We start from the raw sequence: 23857 nt of genomic DNA, 5'->3' as shown, positions 1-23857 counted from the left end.
CGCTCGAACACCCTGTTAAATAAACTGTTTTCAAGAAGAGTAACCAAACGGTCTTCGAGCGGAGTCGAGAAGCAAAGTCAATATGTATTCAGATTTAAGGAAACAACACAAGTTCTCGACTGCGCTCGAACACCCTGTTAAATAAATGGTATTCAAGAAAAGTAACAAAATGGTCTTCGAGCGGAGTCGAGAAGGATAAATAAAAAAATCCTTATCTTAGAAAAAAAAATGGCTGGATACGTATACATATTACAATGCTCTGATGGCACCTATTACACGGGAAGTACAAGAAATTTGGAAAAAAGATTAGCAGAGCACCAATCAAAAAATGGAGCTAATTACACTAAAACCAGATTGCCAGTAATATTAGTCTTTCAAGAATTATTTTTAAATATTGCCGATGCTTTCTATTATGAAAAGAAAATTCAAAAATGGTCACATGCTAAAAAAAAGGCATTGATTGAAAACAATTGGGAACTCTTACCTATACTTTCAGAATGTAAGAATGATACACACTTTAAAAATAAAAAGTAAGGAAGATATACAAGTTCTCGACTCCGGTCGAACACCCTGATAAATAAACTTTATTCAAGAAGAGTAACCAAACGGTCTTCGAGCGGAGTCGAGAAGCATACCCAATAAGTATTAAATTCAAAGAAACCATACAAGTTCTCGACTGCGCTCGAACACCCTGTTGAATAAACTGTATTTAAGAAGAGTAGCAAAACGGTCTTCGAGCGGAGTCGAGAAGCGTATCCAACAAGCATTCAATTTTAAAGTAATAATACAAGTTCTCGATTCCGCTCGAACGGACAATTGAAAGTTAAATCTATTTAGTTACAGAGTTCTAAATAGATTTTTTAGGTTCAAAAATAAATTGAACGATTAAAATGGATATTGATATGAATAATCCTAAAACAGAAACCCCTTGCCAACCGTAATGTTCCCAAGCAAAAGCTCCTAAAAATGTACCGATTGCACCACCAATAAAAAAGCCGACCATATAAACTGTATTCACACGATTTCTAGCTTCCGGATTCTTTGAAAAAATAGTAACTTGATTGGTAATATGTAATACTTGCATTCCTAAATCTACTATAATTACTCCCAACGCTAAACCGATTAGTGAATATCCAGAAAAAAGGAAAATTAACCAGGAAATCATCAATAATATCGTAGAGAAGATAATAAGCCTCTTTTGTTTATATCTATGACTTATTTTGCCTACAACGGTAGCTCCAAGTGCCCCTACAATACCAAAAACACCAAAGGCTCCGGCAATATCACTTTCGTAATTGAAATGGTCTTCCATTAGAAAAACAAAGGTGGTCCAAAAAACACTTAAGCCCGCAAAACCAAGTCCACCACGTAAAGCAGCCAATCGTAACGAAGGTTCTGTTTTAAAATAATGTCCTATAGATTTTAACAAACTTCCATAACTACCTTTGTAATTTGGTTTTATTTTTGGCAATTTATATTGAAGTAAAATAAAGAGCAACACCATGAGTACTGTTGCGGCAGAAAACATAAATCGCCACCCAAACCATTTTCCGATAACACCACTTATAACACGACTTCCTAGAATACCAATTAACAATCCGCTCATTACAATACCAATGGCACGTCCTCTGCCTTTATCATCTGATAATTGTGCGACCATCGGGACAAATAATTGTGGTAATGCTGATGAAAAACCAATAAAAAAACTACTTATAATTAGAAGAGATAAAGAGGTTGATATTGATGCAGCAATAAGTGACAGTATCATTAAAGCAAAATCGAACTGTAATATTTTTTTATTAGAAACTTTATCACCTAAAGGGACGATAAACAATAAGCCAAAAGCATATCCGAGTTGTGTAGCTAACGGAACTTTGCTAATCGCAGATTCGCTAACACCAAACTCTAAAGTCATTTTGTGCAGAAGAGGTTGGTTGTAATAGAGGTTTGCTACAACAAGTCCAGCAGCTATACTCATTAAGTATAATACTGAATTTGATAAATTTTTACTCATATTTTAAAACTTAAGAATACCTTTAAATAAAGGATCAAAGGTATTAAACTCTAAAATTTTATAAGTAATTAAATCCCTAATTAATTTATCTAATTTTAATGCTCTTTATTTCTAAATTAAGTAGCTGCAACACCTAAGTTTCGTTTAAAAAACTGATTAAAATTAGCAACTTCATTAAAACCTAAAGTATACGCAACTTCTGCTATCGATTTATCCATTTGGTGCAGTATTTTACTATTATCATCTATTAGGTAGCGTCGATAAAATGGTCTGATTCATATAGTCAATTCCCTAAAACATCTATTCCTTATAGAAAAGAATGTAAATAGTTTTACCTTTGAAATATTCATCTTAAAAATTTATATTACATAATATATTTGATCCTTAAGTTGATATAATTAGTTTTAGAATAAGATTCAAATTAAAACAAAATGTATAAAAATAAAAACATAACTCTCTTTTCTCATATACTCGTTTGGCTTGTACTTTTTAGCATGCCTTACTTGTTATCTTATGGTCAGGAGCAAGATTTGAATAGAATAATAGCACATTTTTGGGTTCCCATAACGTTTTATGCAATTATATTTTATGTCAATTATTTTATACTCATTGACAAATACTTATTTTCTAATAAAACAGTTCAGTTTGTACTTATAAATGTATTAATTATTGCGTTGAGTATTACATTTAAAGAAACCATAGAAGATTTTTTATTTGGCGAATCTTTAAAAAGATCAGCTAAAATGGAGGGAGTAGGGCCACCTATTAAAATGTTTATTTATATACAAATGCTATCATATATGGCACCTTTGTTATTTTCAATAGCCATAAAAACCACCAAAAGATGGGTACAAACAGAAGCAGCACGTAAAGAAGCGGCTAATTTTAAATTAAAATCAGAATTGCAACATTTGCATTATCAGTTGCAGCCACATTTCTTTTTTAACTCGTTAAATAATATTTATGCCTTGGTAGATATTTCTCCGGATCAAGCAAAAACCTCGATACACAGTTTAAGTAAATTGATGAGGTATATGTTATACGAAACCAATGTAGAATTGATATCTTTATCTAAAGAAATTGATTTTATGAAAAAGTATATCGATTTAATGAAATTACGTGTTTCCGATAAAACCATTGTAAATTATCATTTTCCGTCTGAAGAAACAGGAATTAAAGTTGCCCCTTTATTATTTATTTCGTTAATTGAAAATGCTTTTAAGCATGGTGTTTCGGCAAGTAAACCAAGTACCATTGAAATTAGTATTAGCACACAAGAAAAAACAGTCTTATTTACGATCGAAAATGATGATTTTCCTAAAAAATCGGATGATAAAAGTGGTTCTGGAATTGGACTTGTAAATATTGAAAAACGATTGGCATTATTATATCCGAATAAAAATAGTTTTAAAACGTTTGTAAAAGACAATCGTTTTGTAGCACAATTAGAAATTGAAACCAACTAAAATATGAGCAATATAAAAATTACCTGTGTTATTGTAGATGATGAGCCGATGGCGCTTAATTTGGTTGAAAGTTATGTAGAAAAAACACCTTTTTTAGTTTTAAAAAAGAAATGTAGCAGTGCTATTGAGGCGATGGAATTTGTGAAAAATGAGCCCGTAGATTTACTTTTTTTAGACATACAAATGCCCGATTTAACAGGTATTGAGTTTTCTAGAATGTTGCCTAAAGAAACGCGTGTTATTTTTACCACTGCGTTTGATCAATATGCGTTAGAAGGTTTTAAAGTAGAAGCGTTAGATTACCTTTTAAAACCTTTTGATTATGCAGAATTTTTAGCTGCTGCAAACAAAGCAAATACGTGGTTTGAGTTGGTGAAAGGAAAAAAACAGCCTATAGTTTCTGAGGAAAAAGAGTTTCTTTTTGTAAAATCGGAATACAAACAATTACGTATTAAATTGGCGGATGTCTTGTATTTTGAAGGCTTAAAGGATTACATTAAAATTTGGTTAAAAGACAATCCGAAGGCTATTTTAACACTAATGAGCTTAAAAACTTTGGAAGCAGAATTGCCTGAAACGCAGTTTATGCGTGTGCATCGTTCTTTTATTGTATCCTTAAAAAATATTGATGTTATAGAACGTAGTCAGATTGTAATTAATAAACAACGGATTACCGTTTCAGAAAATTATAAGCCTAAATTCTTGGACTTTGTCAATAATAATTCCTTGAATAATTAAGTAAATTTTGGTTCATCTATTAATACCTATTATTAAAAGACAAATTGATAGCATTGGTCTATTTCTTTTTATCAATGTATTAAATAAAATTACTTTTGATGTAACATAAAATCATAATTACAAATCATGAAAAAATTCGCATTAACATTAGTATTAACAGCTTCAATGTTTAGCTGTAGTAGTATTCAAAATATGGGGTCTAGCTCTAGTATTAAACAAGCAGCAACATTATTAGGTTCTTTAAGTTCTAACTCTACAGTACAACAAGTTACTAGTCTTTTCTCTTTATTAGATACTAATAAAGATGAAGCTATTAGCAGTACAGAAGCTATTGGTTCTGTAGCAGAAAACTTTAATGTATTAGATACAGATAGTAATTCTAGTTTAAACCTTACTGAGTTAACAGGTTTATTAGCGTTATTGAAATAATATAGTTTTGAATTTGTTAAAAGAAGGCATGCTTTAAAAGTATGACTTCTTTTTTGTTTTTATTGCTGAGAGATAGTCAAGGTTTTATTCATTGAAGCTTACTTAGAAATGACAAACATTTCTTTTAGGAGTAAACTTCTTACCATTTAGGCGAGATTATTGATTACATACTGTGTTTATAATCTGATAGTTACTTTTAAAACAATAAAAGAAATATAATTCCATCTATAAAATTATCCAATTCATAGATACAAATACTTAGTTTGTCTATTCATCAAAAAAAAACATTAAACCAATGTTATTTCTAGGAGTCTTAGAAGTATAGAAAAGAAAGTTTAATTTAAAAATATTAAAAATCATGAGAAATTTTATAAAATCATTCGTTTTACCATCTTTGTTTATCGTTGCTGTTGCAACACAAGTTTCTGCACAATCTCGTAGAACAACAACGACAACAACTACGACAAAAACTAAAAAGGCACCTGTTAAAAAAATCACTAAAACAACGAAAGTAACTCCTAAAGCTACAACTAGGAGAGTAGCAAGCACAAAGGTTACTTATAAAAAACCTACAAAAAAAGTAGTTTCTGTAAGAAGTGTGCCAAATAAAAGTGTTGTTAGTTATAAAGGGCAAAATTATTATTATTCAAATAATAAATACTATACACAATCTAGCGGTAGATATATTGTGATTGCTCCGAAAATTGGATTTAGAATAAATGTTTTACCAACTAATTATAATAGAGTACGTTTTAATAACTACAATTATTACAATGTAAATGGTACTTTTTACATTCAAACTAATAATCAATACGAAGTAGTTGAACCAGAAATGGGAACTATTGTTTATGAATTACCAAATGATTATGAAAAAGTAGTAATAGACGGACAAACGTATTATGAATATGCAAATATTCTATATGAAAAAGTACAAGTAGATGGTACAAGAGCTTATGAAGTAGTGGGTATTATTGATGTACAATAAAAGATATTGGTTGATTGATAAAGGAGGGTTATTGAAAAATGACTCTCCTTTTTTTATGTAATACTATTTTTTTTTATTGATAAAACTAGAATTACTCGGTAATTCAAAAATTTCTAAATTAAAATAGGGAACGGCAGCGATAACATGGTCAAAGATATCAGACATAATGTATTCGTAATTTTTCCAACGTTTGTCGCTACTAAAAGCATAAATTTCTAAAGGGATTCCTTGAGTACCAGGTACTAATTGACGTACCATAATCATCATTTCTTTATTGGTACCAGAATGATTTTCTATATAGGTTTCTATATACTTTCTAAAAACACCTATGTTGGTAAGGTTTCTGCCATTTAAAGGTAATTCTTTATTGATATTATTTTTCTGGTTATAGCCATTAATTTCTGCCTGACGACTTTCTAAATAAGTGGTAATTGCTTGAATTTTTTTAAGATCATTTACTTCCTTATCAGATAAATAATGAATGCTATTTAAGTTGATGTTTAAAGATCTTTTGATACGTCTACCACCAGAATCTGTCATTCCTCTCCAGTTTTTAAAAGAATCAGAAATTAGGGCATAGGTAGGAATTGTAGTAATGGTATTATCAAAATTTTGAACTTTTACAGTAGATAGATTAATTTCAACGACGTCACCATCTGCACCATATTTTTCAAAAGTAATCCAATCTCCAATTCTTACCATATCATTTATAGAGACTTGTATACTAGCAACAAAACCTAAAATGGTGTCTTTAAAGACCAAAATAATAACGGCAGAAGCAGCTCCAATAGTGGTAATAAACTTGATAAATTCTATACCTGTAATAATGGCAAAAGCAGATAGAATTCCGAATGTCCAAGCAAAGATCATAAATACCTGAGTATAACTATCTATAGGTTTGTCTTTTAAGCGAGGTACCGTTTTTAAGTAATCTTTAAGAGCATTTAAGAGGCTTCTTACAATCCAAAGTATTAAAACAATGGTAAAAACCTCTAAACTTTTCTGAATTATATTTTCTATATATTGGAAATCTACAAATACAAAAGGCGTACATTCTAAAGCAAAAATTAACGGGATGATATGCGCTATATTTCTAGGGACTTTATTTTTTACTAATAAGTCATCAAAATTGGTTTTACTTTTAACAGCAAACTGAGTAAATAGTTGGACAATAATTTTTTTAACGATAAGATCAATGATAAACGCAATAATTAGCACTGCTAAAAGTAAGATAGCCATATTTATATAGGCAGCCAATGTTGCAGAAATCCCTGTCTTTACTAAATAATCGTATAATAAATGATCCGTATTCATAAATGTACAAGTTTTAATGAAGATTTTGTTTTCTTTAAAATAGGCTTTTTATCAAACCTAAAAAGTATGACGTTGCTCGTCTATAGAAGATGCGCTTAATAATTTATTAAATAGTTTTATACTATCAAAATTGCGAGTAATTTCATCCGATACCGCAATTCCAGAAATACCAGTTTCTAAAATAGCAGTCACATCGTCTGTGGTAATTAAACCTGCACCAATAATTGGGGTTTCGGTTTTTAAGGCTTCTACAATTACAGTAAAACCATTTAAACCTAAAACGGTAAGTGAATTGTCTTTGGTTTCTGAACTTCTAAACGGACTTAAAGTAATATAATCTACTTTTTTACCAATTAAGGTTTTACAATCTTGTAATGTGTTTGCCGTACCACCAACAATTTGCCACGTAAATAAATGCTCTAGCGCTGTTGTTGCGCAGAAATCTATGTTTTCTAAATGAACACCATCTGCTTTTACTTCTTTTGCTATTTTATAATGATTGTTTAAAATTAACCTCGTTTGAAAATGAGACGTAATTTCTCTCGCTTCTAAAGCAAATTTTAAATATTTTTTTTCTGAAATACCATTCAAACGTAATTGTACTAATTCCGCTCCAGCTGAACACGCTTTTTGTATATTTTCTAGATGCTCTTTTGGTGAACTTCCTTGTGAGATGTAATGTAGTTTAGGAATCATAATGTATTCGTTTTTCGGTGAGAATTATGGCAATAAAAAAGTAAATTATTTAATAGATACTATTTTTGCATATTGCATAAAATAAGACTCAAATCGTTTTAAAATTGGGTGCATTTTATCAGAATAGATTACATATTGGCATTTATGAATACTTTGTGTAATAGCCATTAATGCTGCATACGCAGTTTTTTCTACCAAAAATTCAGCATCATCAATATTAAATATCTTTAATTGCGTGGTATTTACACCTTCTAATAAAAGTAATTTATTCATGGTTTTAGGCGTTGCAATAAGAACATCTACACCTTCAAATATTTCTGACTTTAACAGTTCAATGTGGTTTCTTTCATCACAAGCATAAACCCGTAATGCATCATATTTACTATGTTTTATAAATTCGTCATGCAATGCTACAGCTTTTTCAGAGTTTTCTACTAAAACCAATGCTCTTGGTGCACTACCAACTTCTTGGCATTTTAATTTGTGTAAAGTAGTAAGCACAAGTGTGGTTGTTTTTCCACTATCTTTTGGAGCAGTGCAATAAATATTGGCACCACTTTTAATAACAGGTATACTTTTGCTCTGAAAAGGAGTAGGCGCTGTTATTTCTAGAGATTCTAAAATCTCTTTTATATCTACATGTAATTTTTTAAATGGCATATCTAGAAAAAGGTAATTGTTGATTGTAAAAATGAAGGCAAAGATACAATTAATATTCACGTACCTATTTTTTTTGCTTGGTGCATTTATCTTGGAAATTTATGATAAAGTTTATATTGTATAAATTAAAATTAATGCTTTATGTTTATGATTAAATAACATTGTATGACAATTTCTTTTAATTTGATAATCTCATAATTTTAAAATATTTTTTTTTAACAATTTTCTTGGTACTATTTAATACTGCAATATGTACATCACAAATTACTGACTGTAAGTTGTTCTTGCTTTCTAAAGTAACTTTATTATTTAAAACGTCGTTTTTTTTACTATAAATGAGAGCACCTAGTATATTTATAATTTCACTGTAAACGTTGATTCATTTAATTGTAATTTATCATCAAAAGGAATAGTTCCATAGAAATTTTAGTACCTGCATAAAACCATGTTAAAAATGGTGAAAAAAGAAGTGTATTTATTTAAAATGACTAAAAGTTTTATTAAAATTAAACATACTTTTGATTTTTAAATTAACAAGATTTATAAGTGACATCAGAAATTAAAAAATACAGTTTTAAAGAAGGTTTATCTTATGAGTTTGAGCGTGTAAACTTAGCTGAATTATATACCAAAAATTTTGAAAGTTTAACGGTACCACATAGAGCAGATTTCTATCAGATTATATGGTTTAAAAAAGGACAACCAAAACATATGATAGATTTTAACCATCTAGACATTAAACCAAACACCATTTTATTTGTAGATAAAAATAGTGTTCAATGTTTTGATCCTTTAGTACCTATTGAAGGAGAGGTCTTGCTTTTTACTGATAATTTTTTCTGCAAAACAGAAGAAGATACTCAGTTTTTAAGAAGTAATATGCTTTTTAATGATTTACATACTATTTCTACCATTCAAGTTCAAGATTTGAAAACTATTTTTCACAGCTTTTTTCAACTTATAAAAAAAGAAGAAGACACAACTTTAGATTACTTTCATGCTGATATTCTTAGAAACTACCTTAAAAACATATTGTTATTGTCTGAAAGAGCAAGACAGAATCAAAATAATATAACAATTGATAAGGGAACAGATTTGGAATGTGTTATTAGGTTTAGAGACTTATTAGATGTTCAATTTCAATATCAGAAATCTGTAAGTAAATATGCGCTTCAATTAAATGTTACTCAAAAACGTTTAAGTAGGGCTACTTTAAAAATAATGGCAATTACACCAAAGCAAATGATAGACGCTAGAATATTATTAGAAGCTAAACGATTACTTGTGCATAACTCTGCTAGTGTAAAAGAAATAGGATATACACTTGGTTTTGATGAACCTACAAATTTTGTAAAGTTTTTTAAAAAACACCAAACCATTACACCAAAAGAGTTTAGAATTAAGTTTTAAAAATGGCGTAAAATTACCATCTAAAGTTGCTTTTGTATCATATTTTATTAAAGCACTTACCGCAAATTTGCTTCATAGTTTAACAATTATAAATGAAACAAATTAAAAAAAATGAAACTATTAATTGATGTATTAGGATGGTCTGGTTCTGTATTTTTAATTCTAGCTTACGGACTAACACTTGTAGAGAATAATAAACACGTTAACTACTCTAAGTATTTAAATCTTTTTGGAGCGCTTTTAATAGCCATTAATTGTTATTACTACAATGCCATACCGTCTTTTGTTTCTAATTTAATTTGGAGTATTATGGCTACTTTTACTTTATATAGAGTTAAGAGAAAAGAGCGCCGTTTAGCGAATGTTAAAGTAGTAGAGCATATATTCCTTTATCAACGTTTTCGAGAACTTATGATGAAGATAAAATCAAAGAATTATTAAGTGTTGCTAAGTATTTAATAGCCACAATACCAGTACTTAATTATTTAAATGCTGAGATTAATTTTTTATTAATCTCAGCATTTCTTGTATTAAAAAAAAAGATAAAATTACTTAGGTAGTATCAAAGTTATTTTATCTTTTTGCATACTCAAATTATCATGATAAATGGATAACTTATTAACCTTTGCAATCACTGTATTTACTGGCTTTTTCGCCATTACCAACCCAATTTCTAACATGACAGTTTTTGTGTCTTTAACACGAGGATTGGATAAAAAAACAAAAAGGGATATTAATAAACGAAGTAATATCATTGCTTTTGTTATTGTAACTGTTTTTGTGCTTTTAGGAAAGTATATTTTTGAATTGTTTAATATTAGTATTCCTGCATTTAAAATTACAGGAGGTATTTTAATATTTTACATTGGATTTGAAATGCTACAATCAAAAAAATCTGATGTGAAAAACATAAAAAATGTAGATATTGATGAAGATATTGCGGTGTCTCCATTAGCAATTCCTATTTTGGCAGGCCCAGGAACCATTGTAACTGCTATGAATTTTGTGGCAAATGTACAAACCATACACATTATTTTAGTAATTGCTATATTTGGTTCTATGAGTTTAATTACTTTTTATACTTTTAGATTGAGTGATTTAATAGTAAAAGTAGTGGGGAATAACGTAATTTCTGTTATTGGTAAAATAATGGGACTAATTATTGCCATTATTGGTACAGGTATGGTAATTACAGGTATTAAAATTACTTTTCATTTAATGTCTTAAGATTTTTAGTGAAATTTAAGGGCGAAAAAAAAGTAGTTATTGTTAAAATTTAGACTATCTTTTTACAAACACCAACATTTATCTTTATAACCGAGTAGCATGAAAAAAATATTAATTCTGTTTTCGCATCCAAAGTACGAAAAATCAAGAGCAAATTCTATACTGGTAGATCAAATTAAAGATAAAGAAGGAGTTACCTTTATTGATTTGTATGAACGTTACCCAGATTTTCATATAGATGTACCTAAAGAGAAGGAGTTGCTAAAAGAACATGATGTTATTATTTGGCATCATCCTTTTTATTGGTTTAGTTGTCCACCTTTAATGAAACAATGGATTGATATGGTTTTAGAATTTGGTTGGGCGTATGGGCCAAATGCAGATGCTTTACAAGATAAAATTTGCTTAAATGTAATAACTACAGGTGGTTCTAAAGAAATATATTGTTCTAAAGGTACCAATGGGTTTACTGTAAACCAGTTTTTAAGACCTTTTGAGCAAACTGCAAACTCTTGTGGTATGAGTTATTTACCGCCATTTGCGGTTATGGGAACTCATCATTTAAGTAAAGAAGCTTTAGCAGATTACGCCAATCAATACAGTAAATTAATAGAATTGTTACAGCAAGATTTTACTATAGAAAACTGTGCTGAACGTTTTTTTCTAAATGATATTCCAGAACTAAAAACCTCTTAAAAAATGACCGGAAGTTTACTTTTTCAAGCGATTATATTTTTAGCTGGAGCTATTATTTGTGTTTCCATAGCCAAACGATTCGGTCTCAGTTCTGTAATAGGTTATTTATTAGCCGGAGTTTTAATTGGTCCTTATGTTTTAGGTTTTATTGGAAATGAAGGGGAAGATATTTTACACTTTGCAGAATTTGGAGTAGTTATGATGTTGTTTTTAATTGGGCTAGAAATTGAACCAAAAAATTTCTGGAACATGCGAAAAACAATTATTGGTATGGGAGGCATACAAGTAGGAGGTACCATGTTGTTCTCTTATTTTTTGTTTACGCTTTTAGGGTTAGAATGGAAAGTAGCTTTGGTAATTTCTATGGCCGTTGCCTTGTCATCTACCGCAATTGCAATGCAAACCATAAAAGAAAAAGGTTTGATGAAAACCACATTTGGTACGTCTTCTTTTTCTATCTTATTGTTTCAGGATATCATTGTAATTTTCATGTTAGGTTTTATTCCGTTATTGGCAAATACAGATGGCAGCACTTCTACAGAAAACCATGGTAATACTAATAGTTTATTAGAGCAACTTCCTTTGGGTTTTCAAACCTTGGCTATTCTTTTATCTGTAATTTTAATTATTGTGGCGGGTAAATTTTTAATTGTTCCCATGTTACGTAAAGTAGCAAAAACAGAGGTTAGAGAATTGTTAATTGCTGCGGCTTTTTTAATTGTTTTCGGAATTTCATTTTTAATGGAATTTGTAGGTATAAGTCCTGCTTTAGGTGCCTTTTTAGGTGGTGTTGTTTTATCTAATAGTGAATTTAAGCACGAACTAGAAAGTACTTTAGAACCATTTAAAAACTTGCTTTTAGGATTGTTTTTTATGGCTGTTGGTGCTTCTATTAACTTTATTGTCATCGCAAATAATCCTTTAAAAATAGGAGGATTATTAATAGCCATTATTCTTATAAAAGCACTTGTTTTATTTATTACAGGACAAATTTTTAAGTTAAAATTAGATCAAAAATTACTACTAACCTTTAGTTTGGCACAAATAGGAGAATTTGCTTTTGTACTGTTATCATTTGCCTCTGGTCTTCATATTTTAGAACAAGATCAAATGGACATGATGTTGGTAATAACCGCATTAAGTATGTCTATTACGCCAATTATAAGTATTATTAATGAACGTTTTATACTACCAAAAATAGGCACGAAAGAATCTATAAAACGTCCGATGGATCATATTGCCAAATCTCAAAAAATTATATTGGTAGGTTTTGGGCACTTCGGGAGTACTATTGGACGCTTTTTACGTTCTCACGGAGTAGAAGCAACTATTTTAGACCATGATTCTAATCGAGTAGATTTTCTTAGAAAAATGGGTTTCGAAGTGTACTATGGAGATGCCACTCGTTTAGATTTGTTAGAATCTGCAGGTATTGCAGAAGCTAAAATAGTTATTTGTGCAACTAATAAAATATCGGTTTCTAAAGCTATTGGTAAAATAATTAAAGATAAATATCCACATGTGGAATTTATGATTCGTACAAAAAACAGATATGATGCTTACGAATTATTGAATCTTGGTAATGAACATGTGTATAGAGAATCTTTAGAGACTTCATTAACTTTAGCTAAAGATGTTTTGAGTAAAATGGGGTATAGAAAATACACCTTAAGTAAACAAGTTAAAAATTTCATCAAATATGACGAAGACAGCTTAAGGCGTTTATCATCCGAAGCAAAAGATGAAGAAAATTATATTTTTAAAGCAAGAATAGAGTTAGCGCAACAAGAAAAATTCTTAAATGAAGATTTAAAGAGAGGTATTGTAGAGTATGATAAACATTGGGACAGTGAATTTATTAGAAAATCGTTAAAGAAAGTTCAAAAAAAATAATCTAGTATGCGAAATGACATTCCTAATCTTGATTTTAATTCTAAAAAACCAGACAATAGCGGAATTGATATCTTAACTATTGAAAGTCTTTTTGTACGGAAACATGAGATTGCTCACCACCCAGAAAAAGCACATCAGGTTACCTTTAACATGATTGTTTTTTATACTGGTGGAGAAAGCAGACAGTTGGTAGATTTTGTATGGCATAACGTAAAAAAGAATACAGTAATCCATTTATCTAAAGGACAAATAACTGCTTTTCAATTTACCGAAGGGCTAAAAGGGTATATTATATTGTTTACCGAAGCGTATTTAAAAAAACAGATTCATTCATTGCCAAAAAATGAGTTAATCCGTTTGTTTAATGCACATTTATTCTCACCAGTTATTCAAGTTCCAGAAGACGATAATGTAATTACGTATCTGCAATTATTTTATGAAGAATATTCAGATATAGAAGAAGGTTACAATCAAGAAAACACGTATAATTCTTTATATTCTATCATTTTTTCAAAATTAGAACGTTTAAAACAATACCAAACATTTCATCTAAAACGGTCAGATAAATTAACCCATTTTTTAGATTTTAAATCACTTTTAGAAATTCATTTTAATACAAATAGAAATGCAGATTTTTATGCAGAAAAACTTCACATTACGTATAAACATCTAAACACCATTTGTAAAGATACCGTTGCAGTTACTGCAAAACAATTTATAGATGCCTTTGTGGTTTTAGAAGCAAAACGGCTCCTCATAAATTCGGATATTAAAAGTACAGAACTATCCTATTTTTTAGGATTTGAAGAACCTACTAATTTTATTAAATATTTTAAAAAACATACAGGATTAACCCCAAATAGCTTCAAAAAAACCTATTTATAGATATGTAGGTTCGATATTTACCGTTTTTAAAACCTTTTTCACCTATAGTTAACTGCAGTACTACTGTAATTTTGTCGTCATAAATAACAACAATTATGAAACAAACAATTACAGCAATAGCATTAGTGATGACAATAGTGTCATGTAAATCAGAAAAAGAATTAAATACAATAACAGAAATGGAATTATCAACTAAAGAAAAAACGGTAGCGGTTTTAAAAAGTATAGAAACCGGAGATGAAAAAGGAGTAAGCTATATTAATCCAACTAATTACGTACAACACAATTTGGCTGTGGCAGATGGTTTAGCTGGTTTTGGAGCATTATTAGCACAAGCACCTGAAGGTGGATTTAAAGTGAATACGGTAAGAGCTTTTGAAGATGGAGATTATGGTTTTGCACAAACGGAATACGATTTCTTTGGACCGAAAATTGGTTTTGATGTTTTTAGATATGAAAACGGACAAATTGTAGAACATTGGGATAATTTAATGGCAACAACTCCTGCAAATCCAAGTGGACACACACAAACAGACGGAGCAACTACGTTAACAGATTTAGATAAAACGGAAGCGAATAAAACTTTAGTATCTAATTTTGTAAATGATATTTTGGTAAACGGTAAAATGGACAAATTATCTGGTTATTTTTATGGAGATAACTACATACAACACAACCCAAATATTGGTGATGGATTGTCTGGTTTAGGACAGGCATTAGAAGCAATGGCAAAACAAGGTATAACTATGGTGTATACAACTACTCATAAAGTGCTAGGACAAGGTAATTTTGTTTTAACAATTAGTGAGGGAACATTTGCAGGTGTACCAACTTCTTTTTACGATTTATTTAGAGTTGAAAACAATAAAATAGCAGAACATTGGGATGTTTTAGAAACAATTGCAGCAGAGGCAGACAGACAAAATACCAACGGAAAATTTAATTTCCCTCAATAATTAATTTAATTTTTAGAGATTATTTAAAAATAGGCTGCCTTAAAAAGGTGGCCTATTTTGTGTATTATAAAAACATTTAACCAATTTTATTATGGTATTAATTTTTAAAACTAAACTTATAAAAAAAGAAAAAGAGAACCTTAATAAGATATCAAGGTAAATAACTTTAACTTTTATTTTAAAACTATAAATTAAGTTTAGCATCATTTTTGATTAATCATTAAAAAAAAAGATACAATGAGAAAATTGATATTAATGATGCTTATCTGTCTTGGTGGTGTTACCTATAATTATGGTCAAGAAGCACCTTTAAAAAAGGTGGATTCAAAGCATTTCAAAAATCTATATAGAGTAAATGATAATTTATATAGATCGGAGCAACCTAGCAAAAAGGGATTTAAAGAAATTGAGTTGATAGGAGTAAAGACCATTTTAAATTTACGTAGACTTAGAAATAACACCAAAAAGGCAAAGGACTTCAATTTTAATTTGGTGCATTATCCCATTAAAACAAAAGTATTAAATGAAGAAGATATTTTTAATGCGCTGCGTGTTATTAAAAATTCTATGCAGCCCGTTTTAGTGCATTGTTGGCATGGATCTGATAGAACAGGTACCATTATTGCGGCTTACAGAATGGTGCTAGATAATTGGTCTAAAGAGGAAGCTATAAATGAATTTCAGAAAGATAATTTAGGATATCATTACAAAATGTATCCCAATTTATTGGTGCTATTGAATAACTTAGATATTCAAAAAATGAAGAATAGATTGTAAGATTTATTTATCATTCTTAATAAAGGAATCGTTTAGAAGTGTAGATTTATCGCAAAAAAAACACCCAATAATTATAACATAAAGTGATAATTATTGGGTATTAAAAGATAAATCTTTTTTAATTATTTTTTACTTGAACCACTAAACTTGTAAGTAATACCAAAGTTTATTCCAAAAGAAGAATAAGGTACTTTTTGAGATAATTCAGTAGAATGAGAAGAGTCTCCTGCAGCAATGGCCGCTGCTTGTGCTGCTGCTTCTGTATGTGATAATTCATCTACATAAGTTGTATTACTAAAAACATTAGTAGCCATAGTCTCAAGACTTGGTGATGGTAAATTATCTAAAGAATATAAACCGCTTACCGCAACAGTACCATCTGCTAAAACAATGTTAGTATTGAATTCTGCTAACTCAGAATCTTTTCTTTTTAAACTAATTCCGTAATATTCTGCTTCAACAAAAAGAGAAAAATTTTCATCTAAATCAAATTTATACCCCAATGCCCCCACAAAACCTAAAGGAAAATGTCCGTGAAAGTCTTCTACATAGTTTGTTTCAGAGTAAGAGCCACTAGGTAGACCTTGAGCCGTAGCTTGTGCATCTGAAAAGTAAGATTTGCTAGAAACAACGGCTTCTGTTTTACCACCAACTTTTAATAAAGCACCAATACGTCCGTAAAAGTTTTCTGTAAATTTATACACCATAGAAGTAGATGCACCAAATGCACGTGCTCTTGCAATGGCATTTACTTCTGCAACACCAGGTACAGATGTTTTATTAATTGTTTGGTCTGCTCCGTTTAAATATCCTAAAGCTAATTCTAGTCCAAATTTTTCATTTAAAAAGTAAGTACCTCTTAATTGAAAATTTAAACCTTCTCCGTAACTTCCGTAATTGTTTTCTGTACTTGTTGTAGTTGTGGTAGTTCCTGTAAGCATTCCGGCACTACCCATTGCATAACCGGTACTTGCAGAAATTTGAAATTGTGCATAAGACACCGTACTAATTAAAATGGCTGCTACTACTGTAATTAATTGTTTCATAATTTAAAATTTTTGAATTATTTATTTATAAAATGATAGAAATTATAGGGATTATAATATCTCAAATAAAAGTATTTATTTTTTTAATATATAGAGATAATTATGAATACCATAAATTAAAATCGCCGTCAAATATACTTTTTTTTTAATAAGATTGATTGGCGTTATTAAAGGTAAATATTTTGAACTTAATTAGATAGTAAATCAAGAAAAATATTATAAAACATTACTCTTTAATTACTAGGTATATAGCTTTTAAATTAGGGTGCTTATTTGTGCTTTTAAGACTTAAACACGTTAAAAATCCCTTTAAATTGATAACACGATGAAAATATTTTTAGTTTACAAAAAGAGCTGATATTGTTTGTTTTTTACTTCAAAACTAATTTACCTAATTTAGTATTACCAGATAACCAAGCCGTATTTCTATCTACAAACTGAATGGCATAATAGGCGTCTTTGCTTACTTCTGTCCAAGATAAACCTCCGTTATTAGAAAAAGAAACACCTGTTTTACCTACAGCAAAAATTTCTAAGCCGTTGGTGTTTGGTACATATTGTACGCAGCTTTTGTAATTAGGTTCTTGTCCGTTGGCTACTAGCGTCCAAGTACGTCCACTATCTTTGGTAATGGCTTTATTTGCTTTGTTTTCTGAAGGATTTGAGTAATCACCACCCATTATAATTCCGTTATTTTTATCAGTAAAATCAATAGAATAAATGCCTTGTGGTCCGTTTCCTTGAATGATTGGAGTTTCAAAAATTTGCCAAGTATTTCCAAAATCATCAGATTTTAAAATACGTGCTTTTTTTCCTCCAGAAGCAATCCAAACCGTGCTTCCAATAGTTTTAATATTGGTGTTACTTGCTGCAAAAAAAGCTTCGCCTTCTTTAAATTCTGGTAAATTAGCACACGGAATTTTATGCCAACTATCTCCACCATCCGAAGTTAATAGAATAGAAGCACAATTTTCTGTTGGATCTCCTACTGCAATTCCGTGCAGGTTGTCATCAAAAAATTGCAAAGCATCATAAAAAACTTTCTCATGATTTTCGGTATATTTTAAGGTAGCTTTTCTATCTGATATCTGGTATAATAGGGCAGGATTTGCAATACTTAAAGCAAACACGGCTTTACCATTAGAAGCAATACTTCTAAAGTTCGGCCGTATAGAATCTTGATATTGAATTTTTAAGACCATAGTTTCTAATGCGGGCTCTTTACTATCAGAAAAGAAACCAATATCTCCATTAGAGCCTGCGTAAATAACTTCATTCTTATTGATAACCTGAATTGCACGGATGCTAACACTGTCTATTTTAAACTCTTTAATGGTAATAGCATTGATTTCTCTAGGTTGATAATTGTCTTTGCAAGAGACAAAAATTAGGAAACCAAAAATAAATATGATTATTCTCTTCATTTTTGATACTTTTATAGGACTAAAATAGCTGTTTTTTTTTGAACTATAAACTTATTTAATTTAGTTGCATATAATGTATTGCAAGATTAATTTTATAAACAAAAAAAAACTATTTTAGATTTCCACGTTTTTGGGAATAACAGTTTTAAGGACATCCACTAAAAAATAGTTGGATTTTTTTTAAATAAACAAATCATTTTTAGATAATGAAAAAAGCATTGGTAATTTCTGGAGGAGGAAGTAAAGGAGCATTTGCAGGAGGAGTTGCACAATATTTAATGAAGAAAGAAAACAAAGATTACGATTTGTATATAGGAACGTCTACAGGAAGTTTAATGGTTTCTCACCTAGCTTTAGGTAAATTAGATGAGCTAAAAGAGTTATATACCAACGTAAACCAAAAAACTATTTTTAGTAATAATCCTTTTAAAATTAAAAAAGTAGCCGGAGAAAAAGTAGTTAGTATTCGACATTTAAATACGATATGGAACTTTTTAAACGGAAGAAAAACTTTTGGGGAAAGTAAAAACTTACGGACTTTAATAAAAAACAAGATTACCAAAGAAATATACGATGAAATTAGAGAAAACAACAAAGAGGTTGTGGTTACGGTTTCTAATTTAACAGCCAATCAAATTGAATATAAGTCTATAAATGATTGTACTTATGATGATTTTTGTGATTGGATTTGGGGTTCTTGTAATTATGTGCCTTTTATGAGTTTGTTAGAAAAAAATAATTGTCAGTATGCAGATGGTGGTTTTGGTTCTTTAGTTCCCATTAGAGAAGCCATATTAAGAGGAGCAACAGAAATTGATGCCATTATTTTAGAAACAGAAGTTACTCAGTTTAATAAATTGCCTGCTACAAACCCGTTTTCTTTATTGTTTGATGTATTCGATTTTATGCTAGCACACGTAGAAAGACACAATATTACCATTGGTAAATTGGCAGCTACAAATAAAAATATTAAGCTAAATTTATATTATACACCTACGGTTTTAACTACAAATTCTTTAGTTTTTGATGAAAAATTAATGAGAAAATGGTGGAAATCTGGTTATAAATACGCAAAGTCTAAAAGAGAAGAGTTAATGAGCGAATTTAGACCCGATGTTTTAACCGATCAAGAAATAGAAGAAGGTATAGAAGATTTAGACAACTTAAATTTCTAAGCAGTATTAGCTAGAGCGTTGCGCTCAAAAATTCAATAAGTAAGACATAACACGCACGTTACAAAGTGCTTATATGAGCCTTTTGTAATCAATAATATTTGTATTAAGTAGAAAATGTTAACGGTATTGGCACGAGCGAGACGCTCGCGCTAGCGGAGATGATTTATTTGTAAAGAAATTAATATGATGGCAATGGTTAATAATCCGCTATCTACATATACCATCATTATAATTTCATTTTTATTTTTTAAAATCTACATACATGTTATTACCTGCAGGAGTTGCTAATTTAGAATTGTAAATCTCAGAATATTCTTCAACATTCGTTTTAAAATCACCTTTAGATCCGGTAGTAATATAAGTTATAGTTCTTGCTAATAAAGGTTCTGTTGGGTCTCCTAATTCACCTAAATTGTTATAATCTTCTTCCAATTGAATTCCTGGTAATGTTACTCCGGGAGTAAAGCCATTAATTTCATCTTGATCGTCTTTATTAGATATTTTTAATACAATAGGTTGCATTGCATACGTATGATTTGTGTTTAAATCAGCACCTGTTCTAGAATAATCTTCAGAGTCATATAAAGTAATAGACCCAACTTGTTTTCCTACTGTTGTTGTACCTACAAGTTTAACATCTATATATGGTCTTAAAGCATTTATAACCAATTCTGATGCAGAAGCTGTGCTACCAGAAACTATAAAATAAACACTAGTAAGATTTAGACTATTTATAGGCTCTTGTAAAATAACACTTCCATTTTCATCGGTATTATTAATTTCATTTGTAAAATAATTAATCAAATTATCAGGAGTAAAGACTTTCATTGCTTTTTCATTCCATACTTGTTTAGAAAAAATGTTATCAGTAGGTTGTGTGCTTATCATACTACCTAAATAGGTTGCTGTTCTAACAGAGCCACCACCGTTGTACCGTAAATCTATAATTAATTTATCTACAAGTTCTGTTTTAAAATCATTGAATGCTGCATTTAATTCGCCATCAAAAGAACTAGAAAATTGATTATATAATAGGTAACCAATTTTTTTACCTCCTTTATTAATTACTTTAGAAATTGCAACCGGGTTTTCTGTAACGATTTCTTTAGTTAAAGAAATCGTTGTTCCGTTTGTGTTAGGGTTTCCTGCATTATAATCTGCTAAACCAATCTCTAAATTAGAGTTAGTACCAAAAAGTAAATTTTGATAGTTTGTGTCTGTTAATTGAGTTCCGTTTATGGTATTAAAAATCATGCCTCTTTCTACGCCTTTTATTTCGGCATTAGTAGTCGGAATTACATATCTTACGTAGCCATAAACATTTGTGGTACTGCTATTATAGCGTTTTAAGCCAAACTCCATTCCTGTGCTTAGGTTTATTCCTTGAAAAGAGTTTTCTAAAGCAACATAATCATCAACAATCCAAGAAAAACGATCGTACCCCTTTTCATTTACAGGATAGCCATTAGCTTCTGTATATAATAAATTATCAAATAAATTTTCAGGTGATGAAAAACCTTCTAAATAACTGTTTATTTGATTCTGATTACTAAAACGTACATCTGCCAAATCTGGCACATCATTTTGCCATAAATAATAAGCGTTTAAACCTCTCCAAACAAAGTTTTCTATTTCTAGGTTTTCGGGTATACCATCTTCACTTTTAGTACAATTAAAAAAGAGTACAGAAATTATAAAAAAGACAATTACTTTAGGGAATAATTTAAACTTCATGAATTTAATATTTATAGAATATAACGCAAGATAAAAAGAAATAGTATTATTTTTAAAATATGTTGTAACAAAATATATTGTGTATCGTCTTAATTATGTAGACCCAATAATAACAAGTAAAAATTATTATGAGTTTACAAGAACAATCAACCAAAACCAAATGAACCAGTCAGACTTTTTAAAAGTTGTTTTACCCTTTAAAGACAAAGTCTTCCGTTTAGCAAAAAGACTTTTAGTTTCTACAGAAGAAGCTGAAGATGCTACGCAAGAATTGATTTTTAAATTATGGAAAAGCAAAGAAAAGATTGCTGATTATAAAAATGTTGAAGCGTTTGCAATGACCATGACTAAAAATTATTGTTATGATCGGTTAAAAAGTAAACAAGCAAGTAATTTAACATTAATACACAGTAATTATAAAGAAAAAGATACGTCTTTAGATAAGCAAGTAGAACATCGAGACAGTGTAAACCAAGTACACCAATTGATAGAAGCATTGCCAGAGCAACAAAAAATTATTATTCAATTAAGAGATATTGAACAATATGATTTTGATGAAATCTGTAAAATGGTAGATATGAAACCAACAGCAGTAAGAGTGGCATTATCTAGAGCAAGAAAAACAATAAGAGAACAATTAATTAAAAAACACAACTATGGAGTTAGCTAACATAGAAAAATTAGTAGAAAAATACGAAAACGCAGAAACGTCTTTGCAAGAAGAAACAACCTTAAGAAACTATTTTACAGGAGGGTCTGTTGCACCACATTTGCAAGAATACGAATACATGTTTAACTATTTTGCTACTAGCAAAGATGAAACGTACACCAAAACCATTAAGTTAGAACCTAAGAAATCTAAAAAGAGAAACTTAAAATGGTTGTCTGTAGCTGCATCATTAGTCTTATTATTTAGTGTATTTATTGGTAAAAATGAATACGATAGATATCAAGCAAAAAAACAATTCGATCAAATAAGTAAAGGGTTAATGCTTTTATCTGCCAATCTTAAAAAAGGAGAGCAAGCGGTAGCAACTTTGTATACTTATGAAGATACCGTAAAAAAAATATTAAAATAAAAACCAAGTAACAATAGTAAAACCAAGTAAACACAGAAATTATGAAAAAAATAGCAATATTAATAGCGTTAGTAGTTGCCCCAATGGTAACAAGCGCACAGTCCTTTTTTGACACTTTAGAAGATATGAATGGAGTAGATATGGTAGTAGTTACCAAAGATGCTTTTGAGTTAATCTCTAAATTTAAAAATGTACAAGTAGATGATAATGAAGGTATGAAGGTATTTCAGATGATTCAAGACTTAAAGGAATTTAAAATGTTTTCTACGAAAGATACTGGCATTGCAAACAAAATGGAAGCGATGACAAATGCTGCAATTAAAAAACAAAACTTAACTCAATTAATGCGAATTAAAGACGATAATTCTCGTGTAAAAATTTATGTAAAATCTACAAAAAATAAAGATTTTGTGAGTGAAGTATTAATGTTTATTAAAGGTATTGATAAACAAACGAAAGGAAATGCAGAAGCTGTAGTTGTTTCTTTAACAGGAAACATAGACATTAATAAAATGTCTGAATTAGCAGATACTTTTTCTAAAAAATAAAGCATTAAAATGAAGTCTGTTTGAGCGCAGTCGGAAACTTTATCTGTTCTAAAACGATAGCAATAATTTTCAACTGGGCTCAAAAAGGCACTTTTATCAACAAAAACTTAAAATAAATCATGAAAAACACAACCAAAATACTTTCTCTTTTATTACTTGTCTTGATGATTACTTCATGTAAAAATGAAAAATCATTACAAGGATATTTAGTAGAAAGCCAAGAAAAATCGGGTTTCATAACTGTAGATATTCCTACAAGTTTTTTACAATTAAAGTCTGAAGATGTTTCCGAAGAAGTAAAAGAAACCTTAAAAAGTATTCGAAAAGTTAACGTAGTAGCTTTACCAATTAAAGGAAATGAAGCTGCGTATGAAGTTGAGAAATTAAAATTAAAAAGTATTTTTAAAGATAATGAAGATTATAAAACTTTAATGTCTCTAAAAGCGCAAGGAATGAATGTAAGCATTTACTATACTGGAGATACAGAATCTATTGATGAAGTAATTGCTTTTGGTTATGGTAATGAAATTGGAGTAGGAGTTGCCCGTTTATTAGGCGATAACATGAATCCTGCTAAAATTATAGAAATGATGAATAGCGTTAAATTTGATGGAGACAATGTGAATCTAGATCATTTTAGTGCCATTTTTAAAGGGAAATAGAACTTAATTTTTTTATCTGTAAAAGCTGTAATTTCATTAGAAG

At 29.7% G+C, this 23857-nt stretch carries 26 protein-coding genes; 18 read left to right on the top strand and 8 right to left on the bottom strand.

The window, feature by feature from the left end; all coding sequences use genetic code 11:
- The first annotated feature begins 228 nt into the window (after positions 1-228).
- Positions 229-534: a GIY-YIG nuclease family protein gene (locus tag MPF19_RS14570; protein WP_249988813.1), complete on the top strand. Its 306-nt coding sequence runs from the start codon at positions 229-231 to the stop codon at positions 532-534.
- Between the two features lie 313 nt (positions 535-847).
- On the opposite strand, the gene MPF19_RS14565 is transcribed toward MPF19_RS14570, so the two are convergent.
- Entirely contained in the window at positions 848-2014 is a 1167-nt protein-coding gene (locus MPF19_RS14565) for an MFS transporter (RefSeq protein WP_249988812.1), read from the bottom strand.
- Between the two features lie 116 nt (positions 2015-2130).
- On the bottom strand, positions 2131-2232 hold the full coding sequence (locus MPF19_RS14560) for a helix-turn-helix domain-containing protein (protein WP_249988811.1): 102 nt from the start codon (positions 2230-2232) through the stop codon (positions 2131-2133).
- A gap of 213 nt (positions 2233-2445) precedes the next feature.
- Here MPF19_RS14560 and MPF19_RS14555 point away from each other — a divergent pair, with 213 nt between their 5' ends.
- The 4 genes from MPF19_RS14555 to MPF19_RS14540 all read left to right on the top strand — a co-directional run bounded on the left by MPF19_RS14555 (position 2446) and on the right by MPF19_RS14540 (position 5632).
- Positions 2446-3480, top strand: a complete 1035-nt coding sequence (locus tag MPF19_RS14555) for a sensor histidine kinase (RefSeq protein WP_249988810.1) — start codon at positions 2446-2448, stop codon at positions 3478-3480.
- 3 nt (positions 3481-3483) lie between these two features.
- A complete protein-coding gene (locus MPF19_RS14550) occupies positions 3484-4218 on the top strand; it encodes a LytR/AlgR family response regulator transcription factor (RefSeq protein ID WP_203392425.1) in 735 nt (244 codons plus the stop codon).
- A 126-nt stretch (positions 4219-4344) separates the two neighbouring features.
- Entirely contained in the window at positions 4345-4647 is a 303-nt protein-coding gene (locus MPF19_RS14545; protein ID WP_249988809.1) for an EF-hand domain-containing protein, read from the top strand.
- 358 nt (positions 4648-5005) lie between these two features.
- Positions 5006-5632 (top strand): DUF6515 family protein, encoded by a 627-nt coding sequence (locus MPF19_RS14540; protein WP_249988808.1) that lies wholly within the window; start codon positions 5006-5008, stop codon positions 5630-5632.
- 63 nt (positions 5633-5695) lie between these two features.
- Here the strand turns inward: MPF19_RS14540 and MPF19_RS14535 are convergent, their stop codons facing one another.
- The 3 genes from MPF19_RS14535 to MPF19_RS14525 are packed head-to-tail and all read right to left on the bottom strand — an operon-like array spanning position 5696 to position 8302.
- On the bottom strand, positions 5696-6946 hold the full coding sequence (locus MPF19_RS14535; protein ID WP_249988807.1) for a mechanosensitive ion channel family protein: 1251 nt from the start codon (positions 6944-6946) through the stop codon (positions 5696-5698).
- 57 nt (positions 6947-7003) lie between these two features.
- Positions 7004-7642, bottom strand: a complete 639-nt coding sequence (locus MPF19_RS14530) for a thiamine phosphate synthase (RefSeq protein WP_249988806.1) — start codon at positions 7640-7642, stop codon at positions 7004-7006.
- 45 nt (positions 7643-7687) lie between these two features.
- Positions 7688-8302: a DEAD/DEAH box helicase gene (locus MPF19_RS14525; protein WP_203392430.1), complete on the bottom strand. Its 615-nt coding sequence runs from the start codon at positions 8300-8302 to the stop codon at positions 7688-7690.
- Positions 8303-8848: 546 nt separating this feature from the next.
- On the opposite strand from MPF19_RS14525, the gene MPF19_RS19430 reads away from it, so the two are divergent.
- From MPF19_RS19430 to MPF19_RS14485, 8 genes are all read left to right on the top strand, one after another.
- Positions 8849-9712: a helix-turn-helix domain-containing protein gene (locus MPF19_RS19430; protein WP_203392431.1), complete on the top strand. Its 864-nt coding sequence runs from the start codon at positions 8849-8851 to the stop codon at positions 9710-9712.
- A gap of 111 nt (positions 9713-9823) precedes the next feature.
- On the top strand, positions 9824-10153 hold the full coding sequence (locus MPF19_RS14515; protein WP_249988805.1) for a CBU_0592 family membrane protein: 330 nt from the start codon (positions 9824-9826) through the stop codon (positions 10151-10153).
- Between the two features lie 165 nt (positions 10154-10318).
- Positions 10319-10939, top strand: coding sequence for a MarC family protein (locus MPF19_RS14510; protein ID WP_203392432.1), 621 nt, complete (start codon positions 10319-10321; stop codon positions 10937-10939).
- Between the two features lie 99 nt (positions 10940-11038).
- Positions 11039-11635, top strand: a complete 597-nt coding sequence (locus MPF19_RS14505; protein ID WP_203392433.1) for an NAD(P)H-dependent oxidoreductase — start codon at positions 11039-11041, stop codon at positions 11633-11635.
- A 3-nt stretch (positions 11636-11638) separates the two neighbouring features.
- Positions 11639-13528 (top strand): monovalent cation:proton antiporter-2 (CPA2) family protein, encoded by a 1890-nt coding sequence (locus tag MPF19_RS14500; protein ID WP_249988804.1) that lies wholly within the window; start codon positions 11639-11641, stop codon positions 13526-13528.
- A 6-nt stretch (positions 13529-13534) separates the two neighbouring features.
- Positions 13535-14413, top strand: a complete 879-nt coding sequence (locus MPF19_RS14495) for an AraC family transcriptional regulator (RefSeq protein WP_249988803.1) — start codon at positions 13535-13537, stop codon at positions 14411-14413.
- A gap of 95 nt (positions 14414-14508) precedes the next feature.
- Positions 14509-15369, top strand: a complete 861-nt coding sequence (locus MPF19_RS14490; RefSeq protein WP_249988802.1) for a nuclear transport factor 2 family protein — start codon at positions 14509-14511, stop codon at positions 15367-15369.
- A 237-nt stretch (positions 15370-15606) separates the two neighbouring features.
- On the top strand, positions 15607-16146 hold the full coding sequence (locus MPF19_RS14485; RefSeq protein ID WP_249988801.1) for a dual specificity protein phosphatase family protein: 540 nt from the start codon (positions 15607-15609) through the stop codon (positions 16144-16146).
- A gap of 122 nt (positions 16147-16268) precedes the next feature.
- On the opposite strand, the gene MPF19_RS14480 is transcribed toward MPF19_RS14485, so the two are convergent.
- Both MPF19_RS14480 and MPF19_RS14475 read right to left on the bottom strand, forming a co-directional pair.
- Positions 16269-17192, bottom strand: coding sequence for an outer membrane beta-barrel protein (locus tag MPF19_RS14480; RefSeq protein WP_249988800.1), 924 nt, complete (start codon positions 17190-17192; stop codon positions 16269-16271).
- Between the two features lie 371 nt (positions 17193-17563).
- A complete protein-coding gene (locus tag MPF19_RS14475; protein WP_249988799.1) occupies positions 17564-18616 on the bottom strand; it encodes a WD40/YVTN/BNR-like repeat-containing protein in 1053 nt (350 codons plus the stop codon).
- Positions 18617-18822: 206 nt separating this feature from the next.
- Between MPF19_RS14475 and MPF19_RS14470 the strand changes: the two genes are divergently transcribed.
- Positions 18823-19791, top strand: a complete 969-nt coding sequence (locus MPF19_RS14470) for a patatin-like phospholipase family protein (RefSeq protein ID WP_203392439.1) — start codon at positions 18823-18825, stop codon at positions 19789-19791.
- Positions 19792-20031: 240 nt separating this feature from the next.
- On the opposite strand, the gene MPF19_RS14465 is transcribed toward MPF19_RS14470, so the two are convergent.
- The gene (locus MPF19_RS14465; RefSeq protein WP_249988798.1) at positions 20032-21525 is read right to left on the bottom strand and encodes a GFO_1087 family putative carboxy terminal peptidase; all 1494 of its coding nucleotides are present in this window, start codon (positions 21523-21525) and stop codon (positions 20032-20034) included.
- A gap of 160 nt (positions 21526-21685) precedes the next feature.
- Between MPF19_RS14465 and MPF19_RS14460 the strand changes: the two genes are divergently transcribed.
- The 4 genes from MPF19_RS14460 (at position 21686) to MPF19_RS14445 (ending at position 23814) form a co-directional block, all read left to right on the top strand.
- On the top strand, positions 21686-22195 hold the full coding sequence (locus MPF19_RS14460; protein ID WP_165731238.1) for a GFO_1088 family ECF-type sigma factor: 510 nt from the start codon (positions 21686-21688) through the stop codon (positions 22193-22195).
- Positions 22182-22604: a PG0215 family putative anti-sigma factor gene (locus MPF19_RS14455; protein ID WP_249988797.1), complete on the top strand. Its 423-nt coding sequence runs from the start codon at positions 22182-22184 to the stop codon at positions 22602-22604. Before MPF19_RS14460 ends, MPF19_RS14455 begins: the two co-directional genes overlap by 14 nt.
- A 41-nt stretch (positions 22605-22645) precedes the next feature.
- Positions 22646-23152 carry a GFO_1090 family protein gene (locus MPF19_RS14450; RefSeq protein ID WP_249988796.1) on the top strand — a complete coding sequence of 169 codons (507 nt, stop codon included), beginning with the start codon at positions 22646-22648 and terminating at the stop codon, positions 23150-23152.
- Positions 23153-23271: 119 nt separating this feature from the next.
- Positions 23272-23814, top strand: coding sequence for a GFO_1091 family lipoprotein (locus tag MPF19_RS14445; RefSeq protein WP_249988795.1), 543 nt, complete (start codon positions 23272-23274; stop codon positions 23812-23814).
- The last annotated feature ends 43 nt before the right edge of the window (positions 23815-23857 follow it).

Origin of the sequence: Polaribacter sp. Z014 (assembly GCF_023555435.1) — a bacterium.
GTDB lineage: Bacteria > Bacteroidota > Bacteroidia > Flavobacteriales > Flavobacteriaceae > Polaribacter.
Note: the sequence above shows the minus strand (reverse complement) of the source record. Positions and strands in the feature narration are given on the sequence as shown.

Excerpts from the sequence above, each read along its gene's own strand:
- MPF19_RS14570 (WP_249988813.1), top strand. The coding sequence starts at position 229 with ATGGCTGGATACGTATACATATTACAATGCTCTGATGGCACCTATTAC.
- MPF19_RS14565 (WP_249988812.1), bottom strand. The coding sequence starts at position 2,014 with ATGAGTAAAAATTTATCAAATTCAGTATTATACTTAATGAGTATAGCT.
- MPF19_RS14560 (WP_249988811.1), bottom strand. The coding sequence starts at position 2,232 with ATGGATAAATCGATAGCAGAAGTTGCGTATACTTTAGGTTTTAATGAA.
- MPF19_RS14555 (WP_249988810.1), top strand. The coding sequence starts at position 2,446 with ATGTATAAAAATAAAAACATAACTCTCTTTTCTCATATACTCGTTTGG.
- MPF19_RS14550 (WP_203392425.1), top strand. The coding sequence starts at position 3,484 with ATGAGCAATATAAAAATTACCTGTGTTATTGTAGATGATGAGCCGATG.
- MPF19_RS14545 (WP_249988809.1), top strand. The coding sequence starts at position 4,345 with ATGAAAAAATTCGCATTAACATTAGTATTAACAGCTTCAATGTTTAGC.
- MPF19_RS14540 (WP_249988808.1), top strand. The coding sequence starts at position 5,006 with ATGAGAAATTTTATAAAATCATTCGTTTTACCATCTTTGTTTATCGTT.
- MPF19_RS14535 (WP_249988807.1), bottom strand. The coding sequence starts at position 6,946 with ATGAATACGGATCATTTATTATACGATTATTTAGTAAAGACAGGGATT.
- MPF19_RS14530 (WP_249988806.1), bottom strand. The coding sequence starts at position 7,642 with ATGATTCCTAAACTACATTACATCTCACAAGGAAGTTCACCAAAAGAG.
- MPF19_RS14525 (WP_203392430.1), bottom strand. The coding sequence starts at position 8,302 with ATGCCATTTAAAAAATTACATGTAGATATAAAAGAGATTTTAGAATCT.
- MPF19_RS14515 (WP_249988805.1), top strand. The coding sequence starts at position 9,824 with ATGAAACTATTAATTGATGTATTAGGATGGTCTGGTTCTGTATTTTTA.
- MPF19_RS14510 (WP_203392432.1), top strand. The coding sequence starts at position 10,319 with ATGGATAACTTATTAACCTTTGCAATCACTGTATTTACTGGCTTTTTC.
- MPF19_RS14505 (WP_203392433.1), top strand. The coding sequence starts at position 11,039 with ATGAAAAAAATATTAATTCTGTTTTCGCATCCAAAGTACGAAAAATCA.
- MPF19_RS14500 (WP_249988804.1), top strand. The coding sequence starts at position 11,639 with ATGACCGGAAGTTTACTTTTTCAAGCGATTATATTTTTAGCTGGAGCT.
- MPF19_RS14495 (WP_249988803.1), top strand. The coding sequence starts at position 13,535 with ATGCGAAATGACATTCCTAATCTTGATTTTAATTCTAAAAAACCAGAC.
- MPF19_RS14490 (WP_249988802.1), top strand. The coding sequence starts at position 14,509 with ATGAAACAAACAATTACAGCAATAGCATTAGTGATGACAATAGTGTCA.
- MPF19_RS14485 (WP_249988801.1), top strand. The coding sequence starts at position 15,607 with ATGAGAAAATTGATATTAATGATGCTTATCTGTCTTGGTGGTGTTACC.
- MPF19_RS14480 (WP_249988800.1), bottom strand. The coding sequence starts at position 17,192 with ATGAAACAATTAATTACAGTAGTAGCAGCCATTTTAATTAGTACGGTG.
- MPF19_RS14475 (WP_249988799.1), bottom strand. The coding sequence starts at position 18,616 with ATGAAGAGAATAATCATATTTATTTTTGGTTTCCTAATTTTTGTCTCT.
- MPF19_RS14470 (WP_203392439.1), top strand. The coding sequence starts at position 18,823 with ATGAAAAAAGCATTGGTAATTTCTGGAGGAGGAAGTAAAGGAGCATTT.
- MPF19_RS14465 (WP_249988798.1), bottom strand. The coding sequence starts at position 21,525 with ATGAAGTTTAAATTATTCCCTAAAGTAATTGTCTTTTTTATAATTTCT.
- MPF19_RS14460 (WP_165731238.1), top strand. The coding sequence starts at position 21,686 with ATGAACCAGTCAGACTTTTTAAAAGTTGTTTTACCCTTTAAAGACAAA.
- MPF19_RS14455 (WP_249988797.1), top strand. The coding sequence starts at position 22,182 with ATGGAGTTAGCTAACATAGAAAAATTAGTAGAAAAATACGAAAACGCA.
- MPF19_RS14450 (WP_249988796.1), top strand. The coding sequence starts at position 22,646 with ATGAAAAAAATAGCAATATTAATAGCGTTAGTAGTTGCCCCAATGGTA.
- MPF19_RS14445 (WP_249988795.1), top strand. The coding sequence starts at position 23,272 with ATGAAAAACACAACCAAAATACTTTCTCTTTTATTACTTGTCTTGATG.